The organism is Stenotrophomonas sp. YJH_SMC_81 (assembly GCF_059370875.1).
In genome coordinates this window covers 1-17,569 of the sequence record NZ_JCAFUB010000004.1, presented here as the reverse complement: position 1 = coordinate 17,569, position 17,569 = coordinate 1, and the positions used below count along the sequence as shown (strand labels likewise).

Annotated in this window: 19 protein-coding genes and 1 pseudogene; 12 read left to right on the top strand and 8 right to left on the bottom strand. The window is 65.6% G+C overall.

Annotated features, from left to right (window positions below):
- Nucleotides 1–4: 4 nt before the first annotated feature.
- Nucleotides 5–1,213: an endonuclease/exonuclease/phosphatase family protein gene (locus AC5P8U_RS09585; protein WP_088496143.1), complete on the top strand. Its 1,209-nt coding sequence runs from the start codon at nucleotides 5–7 to the stop codon at nucleotides 1,211–1,213.
- A 68-nt stretch (nucleotides 1,214–1,281) separates the two neighbouring features.
- Here AC5P8U_RS09585 and AC5P8U_RS09580 read toward each other — a convergent pair whose 3' ends face one another.
- Nucleotides 1,282–1,692: an immunity protein YezG family protein gene (locus AC5P8U_RS09580; RefSeq protein ID WP_172412095.1), complete on the bottom strand. Its 411-nt coding sequence runs from the start codon at nucleotides 1,690–1,692 to the stop codon at nucleotides 1,282–1,284.
- Nucleotides 1,693–2,068: 376 nt separating this feature from the next.
- Nucleotides 2,069–3,256 (bottom strand): formate-dependent phosphoribosylglycinamide formyltransferase, encoded by a 1,188-nt coding sequence (gene purT, locus AC5P8U_RS09575; protein ID WP_088496145.1) that lies wholly within the window; start codon nucleotides 3,254–3,256, stop codon nucleotides 2,069–2,071.
- A gap of 137 nt (nucleotides 3,257–3,393) precedes the next feature.
- Here purT and AC5P8U_RS09570 point away from each other — a divergent pair, with 137 nt between their 5' ends.
- The 5 genes from AC5P8U_RS09570 to AC5P8U_RS09550 are packed head-to-tail and all read left to right on the top strand — an operon-like array spanning nucleotide 3,394 to nucleotide 6,092.
- Complete coding sequence (locus AC5P8U_RS09570) at nucleotides 3,394–4,275, top strand: SPFH domain-containing protein (protein WP_088496146.1); 882 nt, start codon at nucleotides 3,394–3,396, stop codon at nucleotides 4,273–4,275.
- Between the two features lie 45 nt (nucleotides 4,276–4,320).
- A complete protein-coding gene (locus AC5P8U_RS09565; RefSeq protein ID WP_005415691.1) occupies nucleotides 4,321–4,500 on the top strand; it encodes a type II toxin-antitoxin system antitoxin in 180 nt (59 codons plus the stop codon).
- A complete protein-coding gene (locus AC5P8U_RS09560) occupies nucleotides 4,497–4,676 on the top strand; it encodes a DUF4177 domain-containing protein (protein WP_005415690.1) in 180 nt (59 codons plus the stop codon). The genes AC5P8U_RS09565 and AC5P8U_RS09560 overlap by 4 nt, the downstream gene beginning before the upstream one ends.
- A 3-nt stretch (nucleotides 4,677–4,679) precedes the next feature.
- Nucleotides 4,680–5,273, top strand: a complete 594-nt coding sequence (locus tag AC5P8U_RS09555; RefSeq protein ID WP_072166927.1) for a PH domain-containing protein — start codon at nucleotides 4,680–4,682, stop codon at nucleotides 5,271–5,273.
- Nucleotides 5,274–5,282: 9 nt separating this feature from the next.
- Nucleotides 5,283–6,092 carry a M15 family metallopeptidase gene (locus AC5P8U_RS09550; RefSeq protein WP_072166928.1) on the top strand — a complete coding sequence of 270 codons (810 nt, stop codon included), beginning with the start codon at nucleotides 5,283–5,285 and terminating at the stop codon, nucleotides 6,090–6,092.
- Nucleotides 6,093–6,501: 409 nt separating this feature from the next.
- Here AC5P8U_RS09550 and AC5P8U_RS09545 read toward each other — a convergent pair whose 3' ends face one another.
- From AC5P8U_RS09545 to AC5P8U_RS09530, 4 genes are all read right to left on the bottom strand, one after another.
- Nucleotides 6,502–6,873, bottom strand: coding sequence for a DUF423 domain-containing protein (locus tag AC5P8U_RS09545; protein ID WP_061480384.1), 372 nt, complete (start codon nucleotides 6,871–6,873; stop codon nucleotides 6,502–6,504).
- A 104-nt stretch (nucleotides 6,874–6,977) separates the two neighbouring features.
- Nucleotides 6,978–8,051 carry a polyketide cyclase gene (locus AC5P8U_RS09540; RefSeq protein ID WP_111007994.1) on the bottom strand — a complete coding sequence of 358 codons (1,074 nt, stop codon included), beginning with the start codon at nucleotides 8,049–8,051 and terminating at the stop codon, nucleotides 6,978–6,980.
- 235 nt (nucleotides 8,052–8,286) lie between these two features.
- Complete coding sequence (locus tag AC5P8U_RS09535) at nucleotides 8,287–8,928, bottom strand: response regulator (RefSeq protein ID WP_006424175.1); 642 nt, start codon at nucleotides 8,926–8,928, stop codon at nucleotides 8,287–8,289.
- On the bottom strand, nucleotides 8,928–10,124 hold the full coding sequence (locus tag AC5P8U_RS09530; protein ID WP_072166929.1) for a sensor histidine kinase: 1,197 nt from the start codon (nucleotides 10,122–10,124) through the stop codon (nucleotides 8,928–8,930). Before AC5P8U_RS09530 ends, AC5P8U_RS09535 begins: the two co-directional genes overlap by 1 nt.
- A gap of 151 nt (nucleotides 10,125–10,275) precedes the next feature.
- Between AC5P8U_RS09530 and AC5P8U_RS09525 the strand changes: the two genes are divergently transcribed.
- Genes AC5P8U_RS09525 through AC5P8U_RS09505 form a run of 5 tightly spaced genes read left to right on the top strand, consistent with a single transcriptional unit; the run spans nucleotide 10,276 to nucleotide 13,297 of the window.
- Nucleotides 10,276–10,872 (top strand): GNAT family N-acetyltransferase, encoded by a 597-nt coding sequence (locus AC5P8U_RS09525; protein WP_019659316.1) that lies wholly within the window; start codon nucleotides 10,276–10,278, stop codon nucleotides 10,870–10,872.
- Complete coding sequence (gene minC, locus AC5P8U_RS09520; protein ID WP_049413254.1) at nucleotides 10,818–11,663, top strand: septum site-determining protein MinC; 846 nt, start codon at nucleotides 10,818–10,820, stop codon at nucleotides 11,661–11,663. Before AC5P8U_RS09525 ends, minC begins: the two co-directional genes overlap by 55 nt.
- Nucleotides 11,664–11,698: 35 nt before the next feature.
- Nucleotides 11,699–12,508: a septum site-determining protein MinD gene (gene minD, locus AC5P8U_RS09515; RefSeq protein ID WP_072166930.1), complete on the top strand. Its 810-nt coding sequence runs from the start codon at nucleotides 11,699–11,701 to the stop codon at nucleotides 12,506–12,508.
- A 2-nt stretch (nucleotides 12,509–12,510) separates the two neighbouring features.
- The gene (gene minE / locus AC5P8U_RS09510; protein WP_005408532.1) at nucleotides 12,511–12,771 is read left to right on the top strand and encodes a cell division topological specificity factor MinE; all 261 of its coding nucleotides are present in this window, start codon (nucleotides 12,511–12,513) and stop codon (nucleotides 12,769–12,771) included.
- 46 nt (nucleotides 12,772–12,817) lie between these two features.
- Entirely contained in the window at nucleotides 12,818–13,297 is a 480-nt protein-coding gene (locus tag AC5P8U_RS09505) for a hypothetical protein (protein WP_072166931.1), read from the top strand.
- A gap of 87 nt (nucleotides 13,298–13,384) precedes the next feature.
- On the opposite strand, the gene AC5P8U_RS09500 is transcribed toward AC5P8U_RS09505, so the two are convergent.
- Together AC5P8U_RS09500 and AC5P8U_RS09495 are read right to left on the bottom strand one after the other, a co-directional pair.
- Nucleotides 13,385–14,629 carry a DUF819 family protein gene (locus AC5P8U_RS09500; RefSeq protein WP_088496843.1) on the bottom strand — a complete coding sequence of 415 codons (1,245 nt, stop codon included), beginning with the start codon at nucleotides 14,627–14,629 and terminating at the stop codon, nucleotides 13,385–13,387.
- Nucleotides 14,630–14,769: 140 nt separating this feature from the next.
- Entirely contained in the window at nucleotides 14,770–16,848 is a 2,079-nt protein-coding gene (locus AC5P8U_RS09495) for a S9 family peptidase (protein WP_445391438.1), read from the bottom strand.
- A 163-nt stretch (nucleotides 16,849–17,011) separates the two neighbouring features.
- Here AC5P8U_RS09495 and AC5P8U_RS09490 point away from each other — a divergent pair.
- Nucleotides 17,012–17,569 (top strand): annotated as a pseudogene (locus AC5P8U_RS09490) (transposase); the annotation flags it as partial.

Below are 17,569 nucleotides of genomic sequence, written 5' to 3'. Positions count from 1 at the left end.
GGGGATGAACGCCAAACCCCTGATCCTCGCCATGGCCCTGCTCTGCGGCGCCACCGCCCCCGCCTTTGCCACGTCCCCCGCGATGACTGAGAAGCCGTCCACTGCGCTGCGCCTGGCCACCTACAACACGTCGCTGTACTCCGATGATGCCGGTGGCCTGATCAAGGAACTGGAGGGCGACAGCGAGCACGCACGCAAGATCGCCGCCGTGCTGCAGCAGGTGCGCCCGGACCTGGTGCTGCTGAACGAATTTGATTTCGACGATGCCCATCGCGCCGCCGACCTGTTCCAGAAGCGCTACCTGGAAGTCGCCCAGCCCGGCGGCGGCAAGCCGCTGCACTTTGCCTACCGCTACCTGGCGCCGGTCAACACCGGTGTGCCCAGCGGCCTGGACCTGGACAACAACGGCGTGGTCGGCGGCGAAGGCCGCGGCCGTGGCAATGACGCGTGGGGCTACGGCCTGCACCCGGGCCAGTACGGCATGCTGGTGCTGTCGCGCTACCCGATCGATGAAACCAAGGTGCGCAGCTTCCAGCTGCTGAAGTGGAGTGCGATGCCCGGTGCCATCCGCCCGGTCGATCCGCGTACCGGCCAGAGCTTCTACAACGACCACGTGTGGTCGCAGCTGCGCCTGTCCTCGAAGTCGCATTGGGACGTACCGGTGAAAACCCCGGGCGGCGTGGTCCACGCGCTGGTCTCGCATCCGACGCCGCCGGTGTTCGACGGCCCGGAAAAGCGCAACGCGGCACGTAACCACGACGAACTGCGCCTGTGGCAGGAATACCTGTCCAAGGGTGAGAAGCCCTGGCTGTGCGACGACAAGGGCCAGTGTGGCGGCCTGGCGCAGGACGCGCGCTTCGTGATCCTCGGCGATCTGAACAACGACCCGGTCGATGGCGATGGCCGCCACGAGGCGATCGTCGAGCTGATCGAGAACGCGCGCGTGCTGCGCTACCCCACCCCGCGCAGCGTCGGCGGTGAGCAGACCAGCCTGGCCTATGCGGCCAAGGGTATCGAACGCAAGGGCGCACCGTTCCACGCCACCGGCGATTTCGGCCCGAAGTCCGGCACCATGCGCCTGGACTACGTGCTGCCCTCGACCGGCTTCGAATACGTGGGCAGCGGTATCTTCTGGCCGGCCAATGAAAGCCCGGAAGCGAAGATCGCCGACGGCAGCGACCACCATCTGGTGTGGGTGGACGTGAAGCAGTAACCGGAATGGCCGATTGCTGAAGATGTTGTAGAGCCGAGCCCATGCTCGGCTACTGCAACCAACCAAGCTTAGTAGCTCTGCCAGTCAATCTGAGCGTCAGCCCCGAGATACCGGTCCTGCCAAGCCTGCTCCCGGCCCGGGGAATCGATGAACTCATCCTCGGAAAGCTGCTCATATCCGAGCTCGATCTCCATCTTGTTCTCTGGATCCAGATGAAACGTCAAACTCGTCCAGAGTGCATGGTGCCATTGCGCAAAGAGCTGATGCATCTCCAGAAGCGCTGCTTCAGCATCATCTGGAATTTCTAGATAGCCGTATGAGCCTGACGGCTTGCGGTAGAACGCCCAACCCGACCAGACATTCTTGATGATCTCGAAGTTCAGCCAGATCTCGCATTGGTCGGTAGGCACGGCATCAATCAGTGATTGGCCAATTCGGTGATACAAGGCAGGTAGCGCTGATGTAAGCCGCTCGTCCAAGCCTTCTCCTGAGATGTCTTTGGCATTCATCCGTCAGAAGATAAAACACGCAGGATTTTGACGCTCAACCAGATGTCGCTTTCAGCTCGCAATTGCGGCCTAGCGCTCTACGTCTTTGCAGCAAACCCTCTAACGGCAGCACCTGGCACTCAATAGCCCCAGCAGGCCGTCGCGCATGACTGAAGATGTGATCCATTGTCGGGCTGAAAGCGTCACATGGAAAAGCAGCCGAGCGTGGGCTCGGCTCTACAGAAGACTCACACAGTTCATGGCAAGCCGGCGGGTGCGGCCTGGCGCTACCGCACAGAAATCTGTACCGACCAACGGTCGGTACCTACCGGGATGCGGCCGCCGGGCATGGCCCGGCGCTATCGGTTTAGGGGCGCAGTTCGACGCCGATGGCGTCGGCGGCGTCACGCGCGATGGCGCGTGCTTCGTCGATGTTTTCCGCGCGCGCCAGGGTGACACCGACGCGGCGGTGGCCATGCACGCTCGGCTTGCCGAACAGGCGCACGGCGGTATCCGGTACCTGCAGCGCGGCGGCGACGTTGTTGAAGTACGGCACACCCTCGCCGTGTGCCAACAGCGCGCACGACGCCGACGGACCACTCTGGCGGATCACCGGAATCGGCAGGCCAAGGATGGCGCGCGCGTGCAGCGCGAACTCACTCAGCTCCTGCGATACCAGCGTCACCAGGCCGGTGTCGTGCGGGCGCGGCGACACTTCACTGAACCACACCTCATCACCCTTCACGAACAGCTCGACACCGAACAGGCCCCAGCCACCGAGGTCATCGGTGATCGCACGCGAGATCTCTTCGGCACGCGCCAGCGCCGCGCTCGACATCGGCTGCGGCTGCCAGCTTTCGCGGTAGTCGCCGTCCTTCTGCAGATGGCCGATCGGCGCGCAGAACGAGGTGCCACCGGCATGGCGCACGGTCAGCAGGGTGATCTCGTAATCGAAGTCGATGAAACCCTCGACGATGCAGCGGCCGGCACCGGCACGGCCACCGGTCTGTGCGTACTCCCAGGCCGGAGCGATGTCCGCTTCGCTGCGCAGGGTGCTCTGGCCCTTGCCCGAGGACGACATGACCGGCTTGACCACGCACGGCAGGCCGATGGCGGCCACGGCAGCGCGGTATTCGGCCTCGGTATCGACGAAGCGGTAGGGCGAGGTCGGCAGGCCCAGGGTTTCGGCGGCGAGGCGACGGATGCCTTCGCGATCCATGGTCAGGCGTGCGGCGCGCGCAGTCGGGATCACCCGCAGGCCCTGCTCCTGCTCCAGCTGGACCAGGGTCTCGGTATGGATGGCCTCGATCTCCGGCACCACCAGATGTGGCTGCTCCTGGGCGATCAGGGCGCGCAGCGCCATCGCATCGAGCATGTCGATCACGTGCGAGCGGTGGGCGACCTGCATGGCCGGGGCATCGGCGTAGCGGTCAGCGGCGATCACTTCCACGCCCAGCCGCTGCAGCTCGATGGCCACCTCCTTGCCGAGTTCGCCCGAGCCCAGCAGCAGCACGCGGGTGGCGGAGGGGGACAACGGAGTTCCAAGCTTGGCCATGGCGGTTCCAGCAGCGACGTGAAGGCGGGTGGGCATTCTAGCTGGCCGCGCACCCTGACCATGGCATCCGACGAACGGTAGTCGACAAGTGATATCAATTTGATATCTTCAATTCGAACCCTCAAGGACGTACCGCCATGAAAGAGAAGTCGCTTGCCTCCCTCAACGGCCTGGGCACCCTGGCCGGATCCCTGCTGGTCGCGCTGGCGGGTACCGCACTGTTCGTACTCGGGGCGACGACCAGGACCGGTTCCGGCTCACCGAACCTGCTGCTGATGCTGGCCGGCATGCTGGTGATCTTCGCTGCGGTCTTCATCCTGGCCGGCCTGTACACCATCCAGCCCAACCAGGCGGCGGTGCTGAGCCTGTTCGGCAAGTACGTCGGCACCGTCAAGGACAACGGCCTGCGCTGGAACAACCCCTTCTATGCCAAGCGCCGGGTCAGCCAGCGCGTGCGCAACTTCGAGAGCGGCAAGCTGAAGGTCAACGAGCTGGACGGCAGCCCGATCGAGATCGCCGCGGTCATCGTCTGGCAGGTGGTCGATGCCTCCGAGGCCGTCTACAACGTGGACGACTACGAAAGCTTCGTGCACATCCAGTCCGAATCGGCGTTGCGCGCGATGGCCACCAGCTATCCCTACGACCAGCACGAGGAGGGACAGCTGGCGCTGCGCAGCCATGCCAGCGATATCTCCCAGCACCTGAAGAACGAGCTGGCCGAACGCCTGGCCGACGCTGGCGTGCAGGTGATCGACGCACGCATCAGCCACCTCGCCTACGCCGCCGAAATCGCCCAGGCGATGCTGCAGCGGCAGCAGGCCAACGCAGTGATCGCTGCACGCACGCGCATCGTGGCCGGTGCGGTCGGCATGGTTGAAATGGCCCTGGCCGAACTGCAGAAGAACGGCGTGGTGCAGCTGGATGAGGAACGCAAGGCGCACATGGTCAGCAACCTGCTGACCGTGCTGTGCTCGGACCGCGGCACCCAGCCGATCGTCAACGCCGGTTCGCTGTACTGAACCACCCTCGCAACGGGGCGCCCCACCGCCCCGCCAGGAGCTTGCATGAGTGAGAAGAAAGCCTACCCGCTGCGCATCAATGCCGACGTCCTGGCCGCCGCGCAACGCTGGGCTGACGACGAGCTGCGCAGCCTCAACGCGCAGATCGAGTATGTGCTGCGCGACGCGCTGCGCAAGGCAGGCCGCCTGCCGAAACCCACGCCATCTTCAGAGGACAAGGAATGAGCAAGCGCTGGAGCTACCAGACGATCGAGGTCAAGACGTCCATGATGGGCCTGCTCAAGGCCGAGGACATCCAGAGCGAACTGAGCCGCCAAGGCCAACTGGGCTGGGAGCTGGTCAACATCATCATCCCCGCACCGATGCGCCCGGCGATGCTGGTGTTCAAGAAGGAGGCCTGAGCCATGGGCGCCAGCGATCCGAAACAGTACGAGGTGGCCGAGAGCTCGCCGTTGCGCGTGCTGTGGATCGTGCTGCCCCTGCTCGCCGCCTTCGTGGCCTGCTTGTATGCGCAGCTGTACAAGGCGCCGGCCAGTGCCCCCTGGATCGAAGTAACGCTGTCGCCGCCCTGGTTCCGGATGGGCGGCAGTGCCGCCTGGAGTCTGCTGGTGATCGCGGTACTCGGCATCGGGTTGGGCGCAGCATTCTTCCGTCGCCGGGTGGAACTGGCCGACAACGTGCTGGATGTGCGCTCGACGATGTACCGCCGCCGCGTTCCGGTGGCGCAGCTGCGGCTGGACCAGGCCGAGGTGGTCGACCTGCAGCGTGACCCCCGCTATGGCATCCGCTTCAAGACCAACGGCTACGCAATGCCGGGCTTCTATTCCGGCCACTTTCGCCTGCAGGGCGGCGCCAAGGGCTTCGCGCTGGTCACCAACCGCGCGCGCGTCCTCGCCCTGCCGGTCCGCGATGGCAGCACCCTGCTGCTCAGTCTCGATCGGCCACAGGCGCTGCTGGAAGCACTGCGCAAGGTGGCCGTGCCGGGCCCGCGGCAGTAAGCTGCGGCGATGCAACGACGCCTGCCCCTGCTGATCAATACCGAAGCCATCGAACTGTGGCCCGCAGACCTGCTGCGTGCGCGCAGCAATCTCGACGCGCGCCTGCTGTCACGAGCGAACTGGGTGCTGCGGCGCAAATGCGATGGCCGTTACCTGGCGGCGGTGGTGGAACACGGCGTGCACGCCATGGTGCCGCGCCTGGCGCGCGAGCCCGGGGCCGAGGAAGCACTGGCCTTGCTGGATGCAGCCGCGGCCCGGCCATTCGGTGCAAATCTGGAAGCGCAGTGGCTGCCCCTCGCCGGCCTGCAGCAGCGCCTGCAGCAGCTCGGCCTGGATGCCCAGCGCTATGCCGACGACAGCGGCCTGCCGCTGGAACCCGAACCGTGCCTGCTGCACTTCGCTGGGCGCGACCGCTTCGCCCGCCCGCTGTGGCTGCGCCGCGGCGCTGCACAGGGCTGGCGGCGGATGCGCCTGCATGCAGCGCGCGATGGCATCGCACTGGATGCAATCTCCGGCTTCCGCAGCCATGCCTACCAGCTGGGCATCTTCGAACGGAAACGGGCGCGCGGGCTGAGCGTGACGGAGATCCTGAAGGTGAATGCCGCGCCGGGGTTCAGTGAACACCATAGCGGCCATGCGCTGGACATCGGCACGCCGGGCGACGCCCCGGCCGAGGAATCGTTCGACGCTACCGATGCGTTCGCCTGGCTACAGGTGCATGCCGGCGCGCATGGCTTCCAGCTGAGCTACCCGCGCGACAACCCGCACGGCATCGTCTACGAACCCTGGCACTGGTGCTGGAGACCGGCCAACGGCTGAGCCCCTCGTGGCGACCGCAAGGCGAAATTCATGGAGCTGTCCGGGCGGATTCCGCGCGCGCCCACCACGAGATGGAACAAGAAGGCAAAGACAGAAGCCGGTCGCTTCGCTCGAAGCCTCTACAACGGATCAGCGCGCGGCTGTTGGGTCCGCCTTCAAGCGAGCCGAGCACCGCAGGCCCGGCGAGGGCGAATAGGTGCGTGCGATTCTGTAGAGCCGAGCCACGCTCGGCTGCTCTCCGCACCGTCCCTCGACGGGCCGAGGAGCGCAGGGGACCGGTGCGCAGCACCGGCTCGCGGCCGGCGGCGCGTTTCTTTTGGTTACTTTTCTTTTCGCGCGAAAAGAAAAGTAACGCCCATGAACCATCACGATCGCATCGGCATGGATCGGAGCGACAGCCCTGCGAACGTCACCGCCTCAACGCATTGATCGCCAGCAACACCCATCCGGCCATCATGCTGGTGCCACCGATCGGCGCCATCCGCGTCGGCCACTGCCACAACGCCCCACCCATCAGGCTGCCGGAAAACAGCAGGACACCCAGCAGCAGCACGTACAGCGCCAGGTGTGCGATCGCGCCCTGCGCGCGCGGCCCAAGCGCCACCAGCACCGCGCCATGCGCGAACGCATACAGCGCCGCCATGTTCAGATGCTGCTGCGCCAACGGGTCGGCCACGCCATGCGATGCATAGGCAGACAGGCCGATCGAGGCGGCAGCCAACAGCGCCCCCAGGCAGGCCAGCAGGGAAGGCTTACGTGCGCGACGTTCCAGATTGAACATGAGGGCTCCTTGCGCAGCGCCCCTTGACGGGCGCCGGATGAAAAAAAACGCGCCGCAATGAGCGGCGCGTTTTCGTGTCCAACACTACATGGGTCAGCCGGGGATTACTTGACGGCCCAGTAGATGTCGTAGGTACCTTCCGGGGTGAACGACTTGTCGATGCCGTCCTTCCAGGTTTCGTACGGACGGTCGATGACTTCGTTGCCCGAGGTCACGGCCCAGGCACGCAGGCCGTTGCGCGCCACGTCCAGACCCGCCATGTGGCCGGTGTAGGCCGCATGCGCCGAACGGTGCGGAGCAACGTGCACGTACTTGACCGGAGCGCCACCGTCGATCTTGACGGTCAGCTCGTCGGCAGCAGCACCTTCAGCACCCTTCTTCTTCACCGGCTGGGCGATGTCGAAAGCGTACTTCTCCTGGCCGAAGTCGGTGGTGATGATGCGGAACGGACCGGCAGCTTCAAGGCCATTGGCCTCCATCACGCGCTTGATCCACTCCTGGTTGTCCTTGATGGACTTGGTGATGGTGTCCTGACCGCGGTCCACGTTGCCGGCGTTGACCACCAGCAGGTTCTCGGCCGGCACTTCAACGATGGCCAGGTCGGTCAGCGGGGCTTCCGGCGTGCGGTAGTCCACGTTCGGCACGGTTGCGAGCATGTTGGCCATGCGCGACAGACCCATCTTGATGTCATCGCCGATCTGGCGGCTGACATACAGGCCGGAGTAACGGCCGAACAGGTCGAAGCCGTACTTCACCGAGTAGTCCTGGGTGATCTTGACGTTGCGACCGCCCTTGCCGGTCGGCTCCAGGTTGAAGGTGGTGACCTTGTCGTGACCCTTGGTGGCGTCCTCGATGGCGATCACAACACGCTTGTTCTCTTCGGCTTCGGTGATCTTCCAGGAACCGGTACCCAGGTCCTTGGAGGTGAAGTCGAGGGTGGCACCGACACCCGAGGCCGGGCCGGACAGCTTCAGGTCAACGGCGGGATCGCGCAGTACCAGCGGGTTCCAGTCCTTGAAGCGGCGCAGGCTGCTGACCGTGTCGTACACGATCGTCATCTTGCGGTTGGTCTCGATGCTTTCGGTGATGTGACGCTCGCCCGGCAGACATACGCCAATGATGACGAACAGGCCAGCCACGATCCCCAAGGCGATCAGGAACTCGATAATACGGGTCATTCAGAGAGTCTCCGGGGCCGATCCCACGGCCGGGTTGATTGAAGCGAAGCGCCAATCCTAGCAGGCTTCGCGGGCATTGTTTATCGGGATTGGCGCACCGGTTTCCCTGCCGGCTGCGTATTTGTATGGACAAAGGATTCGAAGGGTAACGCATACCGCTACCCGGCAAGTAGGGGGCAACCCTGGCGGAAACCCCGGACTACGACCCAAGTCTTTGTACTTGAAAGATTTTTTCTCAGACCAGCTGGAGTTCGAACGCCTTCAATACGGCACGCGTACGGTCGCGCACACCCAGCTTGGAAAGGATGTTGGACACGTGGTTCTTGATGGTGCCCTCGGCGACGCCCAGCGAATTGGCGATCTCCTTGTTGGAGAAGCCACTGGCCATCAGCCGCAGGATCTCGGTCTCGCGGTCGGTCAGCGGGTCCGGGCGGTCCAGGCTGACGAATTCATTGCGCATGTGCTCCAGGCCGGACAGCAGGCGCTGGGTTACCGCCGGCTGCACCAGCGATCCCCCGTCGGCCACGGTGCGGATGGCACCGACCAGCTGTGCCAGGGTGACGTCCTTGAGCAGGTAGCCCTTGGCACCGGCCTTGAGCCCGGCCAGCACCAGCTGGTCGTCGTCGAAGGTGGTGAGGATGATGGTCGGCGGCAGCTGTTCCTGCCGCGACAGCACCTGCAGGGCCTCCAGCCCCGACATCACCGGCATGCGCATGTCCATCAGCACCACGTCGGGGCGTACCTGGGGGATCAGCTCGACCGCCTGCCGGCCGTCGCCGGCCTCGGCCACCACCTCGATGCCGTCGTCGAGCGCCAGCAGGGAGCGGATTCCCTGCCGCACCAGGGTTTGGTCGTCGACCAGGCAGACGCGAATCATCAACGCACTCCTTCAGGAACCTTGGTAAGGGCCGCCACCAGCACCGTTGCCGGCACCGTCGCCCGCAGCCGGAAACCCTCACCGGGGCGGGTTTCGATCTGCAGCTGGCCACCACATTGTTGCAGGCGCTCGCGCATGCCGCGCAAGCCATTGCCCACATTGACCATATCCGCGCCGACGCCGTCGTCGCGGGCCTCGACCACCACCCGATCGGGGGCTTCACGGTACACCTTGATCCACAGGTGGCGGGCGCTGGCATGGCGCACCGCGTTGGTGATGATCTCCTGGGTGCAGCGCAGCAGTACGTGGGCCCGCTGCGGGTCCTCCACGTTCAGCGGATCCTCGATCTCCAGCTGGATGTCCAGCGAGGGCACGTTCTCGGTCAGCGGGCGCAGCGCGGCGGCCAGATCAATCGCGCCGGTCTCGCGCAGCTGGCTCACCACCTCGCGCACATTGCCCAGCAGCAGCTTGGCCAGCGCGTGCGAGCGCTTCACGTGGTCGAGGGCCTGGCCCTCGGCCAGGTGCCCGGCGACCTCCAGGTTCAGGGTCAGCGCGGTCAGCTGGTGGCCCAGCAGGTCATGCAGTTCGCGCGAAATGCGGGTGCGCTCGTTGACCCGCGCGCTCTCGGCCAGCAGGGCGCGGGTGGCGCGCAGTTCCGAATTGAGCCGGCGCTGCTCGTCGCGGGCCTCGGTCTGCTGCCGCGCGACCAGGCTGGTCACGAAGATGAACATGGAGAAGCCGCCATACAGCAGCGACTGCATCACCGCTTCGAACAGCGGGAAGCGCAGCAGCAGGTAATAGACCGGAGCCACGGCCAGCTGGCTGACCAGCAGCCACAGCACGCCCAGCCGTACCGACAGCATCCACGGAATGACCCCGGCGGCCACCATCATCAGGATGCTGCCCAGGCCCGACCCGCTGAGGAAGCTGACCCCCAGCGCCGAGACCGTCAGCAACAGCAGCAGGCCGCGGTCCAGCCAGCTGGTGTGGCTGTCGCTGCGCAGGATGCGGGTCAGCCAGTAGTAGGCCGTGCCGAAGGACAGGTAGGCGACGAACAGCAGGATCGCCCAGCCGCCCATGTCAGCGCGGCTGTGCAGGTTCTCGAACTGCGAGTACGCCAGCGGCAGGCCGACCATGACCCAGGTGAACAGGCCGGCCAGGCGGAGGACGCGGGTATGGCTGAGGACTCCCAACATGCCAGCACTCTACGGGCCCGGCCTGCGTCGCGCACTCCCACGGAAGTCATGCCCCTGCGGTCGCCTGTTCATGCCGCAGCCCACCCCGGGCATGCAATAATCGTGCGCAGGGTCCCTTGATGGACCAACCGCGTTACCCCACGGAGTCACAATGTCGATTGTCATCCGCGACGTGCGCGAGCACGAGCTCGATTCCGTCCTGGCTTTGAACAACAATGCTGGCCTGGCCATCCTTCCCCTGGATGCGGCCCGCCTGCGCCTGTTCTATGAAACCGCTGAGTACTTCCGCGTCGCCGAGCGCGACGGCAACCTGGCCGGCTTCCTGATCGGCTTTGGCAGCGACAGCCAGCACGACAGCAGCAATTTCGCCTGGTTCAAGCAGCAGCTGGACGCCCCGTTCTTCTATATCGACCGCATCGTGGTCGCCAGCCGCCGTCGTGGCGGCGGCGTCGGCCGTGCGTTCTATGCCGACGCGCAGAGCTTCGCCGAGCTGCGCTACCCGCAGATGACCTGCGAAGTCTTCCTCGACCATGGCGCCGATGCCGCCCTGCTCTTCCACGGCAGCTTCGGCTTCCGCGAGCTGGGCCAGAACACGATGCCGCAGGTCGATGTGCGCGCCAGCATGCTGGCCAAGGAACTGTGCAGCTACCCCTGGGTCAAGGAGACCTACGGCGGCAAGCTGCCGGATGTGGCATGGACACGCGCACGGCAGCTGCCGGCGCAGGCACAGCGGCCGACGGGGACCTGAGCGTGGCGGTGAATTTCGATTACGAACAGGCCGGTGAACTGAAGATCGGCCAGGTGGGCATCGCCAACCTGCGCATCCGTACCCTTGATGTCGAACGCCTCGTGCAGGAAATGCGCGAGCGCGTGACCCGCGCCCCGAAGCTGTTCGGCCGCGCCGCGGTGATCCTCGACTTCGGCGGCCTGAGCCAGGTGCCGGATGTGGCCACCGCGCAGGCGCTGGTCGACGGCCTGCGCAGCGCCGGCGTGCTGCCGGTGGCGCTGGCCTATGGCACCAGCGCGATCGACCTGCTCTCGCAGCAGCTCGGCCTGCCGCTGCTGGCCAAGTTCCGCGCGCAGTACGAGCGTGCCGAGGCCGAACCGGCCCCGCCGCCGCCTGCACCGGAGCCGCGCCGCGCAGCCCGTGCCGAACCGAAGCCGGCCCCGGCAACGCCGGTGGCCAAGGTGGCCGACGCGGCTGCACCGAAGCCGGGCCGCATGCAGCTGGGCAACGTGCGTTCGGGCCAGCAGCTGTACGCGGAAAACTGCGACCTGACCGTGATGGCCACCGTCGGCGCCGGCGCCGAGGTCATCGCCGATGGCAGCATCCACATCTACGGCACCCTGCGCGGCCGCGCGCTGGCAGGAGCCCAGGGCAACACCGCGGCACGCATTTTCTGCCGTGATTTCCATGCGGAACTGGTCGCCATTGCCGGCCATTACAAGGTACTGGACGATGTCCCGGACAACCTGCGCGGCAAGGCCGTGCAGGTCTGGCTGGAACAGGACCAGATCAAGATCGCTGCGCTGGACTGACGCAGCCCCCAAACAGAATCATCAGGAGAAGTCCTTTGGCTGAAATCATCGTAGTCACCTCCGGCAAGGGCGGCGTCGGCAAGACCACTTCCAGCGCGAGCCTGGCCTGCGGCCTGGCGCGGCGCGGCAAGAAGGTGGCGGTGATCGACTTCGACGTCGGCCTGCGCAACCTCGACCTGATCATGGGCTGCGAACGCCGCGTGGTGTATGACTTCGTCAACGTCGTGCACGGCGAAGCCACCCTCAAGCAGGCCCTGATCAAGGACAAGCGCTTTGACAACCTGTACGTGCTGGCCGCCTCGCAGACCCGCGACAAGGACGCACTGACCCAGGAAGGCGTGGGCAAGGTCCTGAAGGACCTGGCCGCCGACGGCTTCGAGTACATCATCTGCGACTCCCCGGCCGGCATCGAGAAGGGCGCCTTCCTGGCGATGTATTTCGCCGACCGCGCGGTGGTGGTGGTGAACCCGGAAGTGTCGTCGGTGCGCGACTCCGACCGCATCATCGGCCTGCTCGACTCGAAGACCCACAAGGCCGAGTCCGGCCAGGACGTGCCGGCCTTCCTGCTGCTGACCCGCTACACCCCGGTGCGCGTGGAAAGCGGCGAGATGCTGAGCATCGCCGACGTCGAGGAAGTGCTCGGCCTGAAGGCGATCGGCGTGATCCCCGAATCGGGCGACGTGCTCAACGCCTCCAACAAGGGCGAGCCGGTCATCCTGGATGTCGAATCCGCTGCCGGCCAGGCCTATGAAGACGCCGTCGCGCGCATCCTCGGCGAAGAACGCCCGATGCGCTTCACCAACGTCGAGAAGAAGGGCTTCTTCAGCAAGCTGTTCGGAGGGTAAGCATGGGCCTGTTTGATTTCCTCAAAGCGAAGAAGACCACCGCCGAAACCGCCAAGAACCGCCTGCAGATCATCATCGCGCAGGAACGCAGCCACCGCGGTGGCCCGGACTACCTGCCGCTGCTGCAGCGCGAGCTGCTGGAAGTGATCAAGAAGTACGTGAACATCGACGTCGATGCGGTGAAGGTCGACCTGGTGAAGGATGGCCAGCACGACGTGCTGGACATTTCCGTGGCGCTGCCCGAAGGCCCGGACAAACCCTGATCCCCTGCCCCGCCCGTGCCTGCATGGGCGGGGCTGCCTGACCCGCATGACCGATACGACAACCGCCGTGGACATCACCTGCGTGGGCGACATCGCCTTCGCCGACGCGCAGCGCCTGCTCGCCGCGCATGGCCTTCGGCTGCACCACGTGGCGCCCGGCGAACCGATTCCCGGCAGTTACTGGGGCGAGCCAGAGGCCGGCATCATCGCCAGCAACGTGTACGTGCGCGATGACACGCCCGTGCACTCGATGCTGCATGAGGCCTGCCACCTGATCGTACTGCCACCGGAGCGGCGTGCGCAGGTGCATACCGATGCCACCGACTCGGTGGCCGAGGAAGACGCGACCTGCTACCTGCAGATCGTGCTGGCCGGGCAGCTGCCCGGTGTCGGCAGCCAGCGGCTGATGGCCGACATGGATGCCTGGGGATATACGTATCGGCTGGGATCTACGAAAGCGTGGTTTGAACAGGACGCCGAAGACGCGAAGGCGTGGTTGATCGAACGCGGATTGCCGGTAGCGTGATGCATCGGTAGTGCCGGCCGCTGGCCGGCAACCAGGTGATGCTTCACGGGTTCATGAGGTTGCCGGCCAGCGGCCGGCACTACCCCATCAGCCCTGCCCGGCCAGCGTCCGCAAGGTAATGCCGACGATGTAGGCCAGGTACGTGCCGGTGGCATAACCCATCGTTCCCAGCAGCACGCCGACCGGCGCCAGGGCCGGATGGAACGCCGCGGCCACCACCGGCGCCGAGGCTGGGCCACCGATGTTCGACTGCGAACCGATGGCGAAATAGAAGAACGGCACCTTCAGCAGCTTGCCCAGGCACCACAGCAGCACGATGTGCACGCTGATCCAGATGATGCCCAGCAGGAACAGCCACGGGCGATCCAGCAGCGCCAGCAGATCCATCTGCATGCCGATGCAGGCGATCAGGAAGTACAGCAGCAGCGAGCCCAGGCGCGATGCGCCCGCACCTTCCAAGTTGCGCGCACGGGTGAAACTGAGGCTGAGGCCGAGCGTGGTCGACAGCACCACCACCCACACGAACGGCGCGTCCAGGCTGAACTGCGCAGCCCAGCTGACATTCGCCTTGAACCACGCCGCCAGCGGTGCGCCAATGGCGTGAGCCAGGCCGACACCGCCGAAGGCCACCGCCACGATCAGCATCAGGTCGGTGAGGCTGGGAATGCGCTCGTGTTCGGCCTGGAAGCGCGCGATGCGCTCCTTCAGCTCATCGATGGCCGAGGTATCGGCGCCACTGCGCGCGTCGATCTTCGCCGCGCGCCCGGCCAGGAAGATCAGCGCGGCCATCCATACGTAGCCGACCCCGACGTCGACCACCGCGAACTGTCCGAAGGTGGTCGCATTGACGTCGAACACTTCACGCATCGCCAGCATGTTGGCGCCGCCACCGATCCAGCTGCCCGCCAGCGCGGCCATGCCGGCCCAGGTGTCGCCGGCCACGGTTTCCGGATGCACGGCACGCATCAGCAGGAACGCCACCACCGCACCGAGCATGATGCTGGCCGAGGCACCCAGGTACATCAGCACCAGCTTCGGGCCAAGCCGCAGGATGCCCTTGATGTCGACCGCAAGGGTCAGCAGGATCAGCGCCGCCGGCAGCAGAATGTCGCGCGCGATCGGGTTGTAGAGCCGGGTGTTCTGCCCGTCGATCAGGCCGACGGTGTTGTAGATGCCGGGAATCAGGTAGCACAGCAGCAGTGCCGGCACGAAGGTGTAGACGCGCTTCCACAGGCCCTGCTCCCGCGAGGCGGTCCAGAACACGGCGCCAAGGGTGGCGGCGATCAAACCGAAGACGACGATGTCGTTCTGGATCAGGGCAGTCGAAGGCATGCAGGCGCTCTGGTAGAGCCGGCCGCTGGCCGGCTGCTGTTGGCGGCAGATCAGGAAGGTGTGCCGACCAACGGTCGGCACCCACCGGTAATGCAGATGGTGAAACAAAAGCGCCGCCCCTAAGGGCGGCGCTGCAATCATCAATTGCCGATGTGCTGCTTCAGCCAGGCATTGACGGTGTCATGCCACAGGATGCTGTTGTTCGGCTTCAGCACCCAGTGGTTTTCATCCGGGAAGTACAGGAACTTCGATTCGATGCCCTGGCGCTGGGCGGCGGTGAATGCGGCCAGCCCCTGCTCGACCGGAATGCGGAAGTCCTGCTGGCCGTGGATGACCAGGATCGGCTTCTTCCAGTCCGCCACGTGGTTGACCGGGTTGAACTTCTCGTAGTTGGCGGCTTTCTGGTACGGCGTGCCGCCCTGTTCCCACTCGGTGAACCACAGTTCTTCGGTGGCGTAGCCCATCATGCGCTGGTCGAACACGCCGTCGTGGTTGACCAGGCACTTGAACGGGCCGTTCCAGTTGCCGGCGATCCAGTTGACCATGAAGCCGCCGTAGCTGGCGCCCAGCGCGCAGGCCTTGTCACCGTTGAGGAAGGCGTACTTCTTCAGCGCCGCATCCCAGCCCTTCTGCAGGTCTTCCAGCGGGCGGTCGCCCCAGTGCTGGCTGATCGCATCGGTGAATGCCTGGCCATAGCCGGTGGAGCCGTGGAAGTCGATCATCACCACCGCGTAGCCCTGGCCCGCGTAGGTCTGCGGGTTCCAGCGGTAGCTCCAGCCATTGCCGAAGCTGCCCTGCGGGCCGCCGTGGATCAGGAACGCCACCGGGTAGGACTTGCCTTCCTGGTAGTTGTGCGGCTTGACCACGTAGCCGTGCACGGTGTCGTTGTTCCAGCCCTTGAACTCGAACTGCTCGTAGTCGCCGAAGGACACGTCCTTCAGCACCTCGCCTGCGGCCGGGGTCAGCGCGCGCAGTTCGCCGATGGCTTCGCCCGTGGCCGGCAGCAGGCCGACCAGCACCTGGTCGTTGCTCTTCAGGCTGTTGCGGGTGATCGCCACGCTGTTGCCGGCCACGTCGACTGCGGTCACGCTGCCGTCGCCGATCAGCTTGGTGGCCTTGCCGCTGGCCACGTCGATCTGGAACAGCGGGTGTTCGCCGAGGTCATCGGCAGTGGTGTAGATGCTGGCGCCGTCGGCGGACAGGGTGATGCCACCGGCCGAACGATCCCACTGCGGGGCAATCTCGCGGGTCTTGCCGCTGGCAACGTCCATCGCCATCAGGCCGAAGCGGTCGGCCTCGAAGCCCGGGCGCTTCATCGCGCGGTAGAACAGCGTCTTGCCGTCGGCACTGAACACCGGGCCGGCATCCCAGGCCGGGTTGGAGGCCGTCAGGTTGACCGGCGCCTGCTTGCCGGCGGCGTCGAAGCGGTACAGGTCGAAGTTGGTCGACCACGGCTCCTGCTTGCCGGCCACGCGGATGCTGGCCACCACGCTGGCACCGTCCGGCGACCAAACGAAGTCGTCATTGCCACCGAACGGCTTGGACGGCGCATCACCATCGATGGTCGCGCTCAGCGCCGAAGCGCCCTTGACCACACCGGCCTTGGCTGCCGGCAGCGGAGCGACGAACAGGGTATTGCGGCGACCGTCGTTCCAGGTGTCCCAATGGCGCACGAACAGCGAATCCCACACCTGGCCGCTGGCCTTGGCGTCCTTCTTTTCCTTCAGCTTCTTCTCGGTGCAGGCCAGGTCCGAGGCGCACGCCTGGAACACGCCGGCGCTGAACAACACGCGGTCGTCCTGCGGCGACACACGGTAGCTGTCCACGTCGACCGGGAAGTCGGTCAGCTGGCGCGGGGTGCCGCCGCTGATCGGCTGCGCGTACAGCTGCTGGCTGCCGTTCCTGGCACTGAGGAAATACACGGTCTGGCCATCGGCCGACAGCGAAGCGGAATTGACGTTCCAGCCGGCCGGAGTGATCTGCTTCGGCGGCGCTGCGTCGCGGGTGCGCAGGTTGCGCGCGAACAGCGCCGTGGAGGCCTTCAGGTTGGCGTCCACGCTGCGCTTGGCGAACACCACGGTGCCGCCGTCAGCGGTCAGTACCGGCGCGGAGACGCGGTCCATGGCCACCATGTCGCGGACTTCCAGGCCGCGGGCTGCGGCGACGCTGGGCAGGGCGGCCAGCAGGCTCAGTGGCAGCAGGGCATGACGCAGTTTCATCGGGGTCTCCGCAGGACGGCAAAAAACCGATGGTAGGCCCGCATGGCCGGGGCTGCCAAGGCCATCGGTCATGGCTGCAGGCGGGCAATCGCCAGAAACAGCAAACCCCGCCGAATGAAGTGACCCCCGGGAGTTGGACATCAGATCCAACCCCGAGGGATACATGAACAGATACGACGCGCGTTTCAAACTGCAGGTCGCCAAACAGGCCTGCAAGACCTCCACATCGGTCAAAGCCGTTGCTCGTCGCTACGGCCTGGAGTTCTCCACGGTCAGGCGCTGGGTGGCGACCTATCGGCTGCATGGTTGGCGGGGATTTCATCGCCAGTCCCAGTCCTATGACCTCGCATTCAAGCTGGCTGTCCTGAAGAAGATGGGCCAGGACGGCATGTCCGGGCGGGAGGCCACCACTTACTTTCAAATTGGCGATGCCGGCGCGGTGGGTCGGTGGCGTCGCCTGTATGCTCAAGGCGGTGCCCAAGCGCTGGCACCACCTCCGCCGCCCCGAAAGCCGATGAAAAAGACCCGTTCGTCCAAGCCACCTGAGGAAATGAGCCGCGATGAGCTGCTCAAGGAAGTTGCCTATCTGCGTGCGGAGACCGACTACCTAAAAAAACTCGATGCCTTGATCCGGGAAGAGCAGGCGGCGCAGGACGCAAAGCGCAAGCCATCCAAGGATTGAGGCAGGTTCATACGCTGTCGCTTCTGCTCGAAGCGGCAG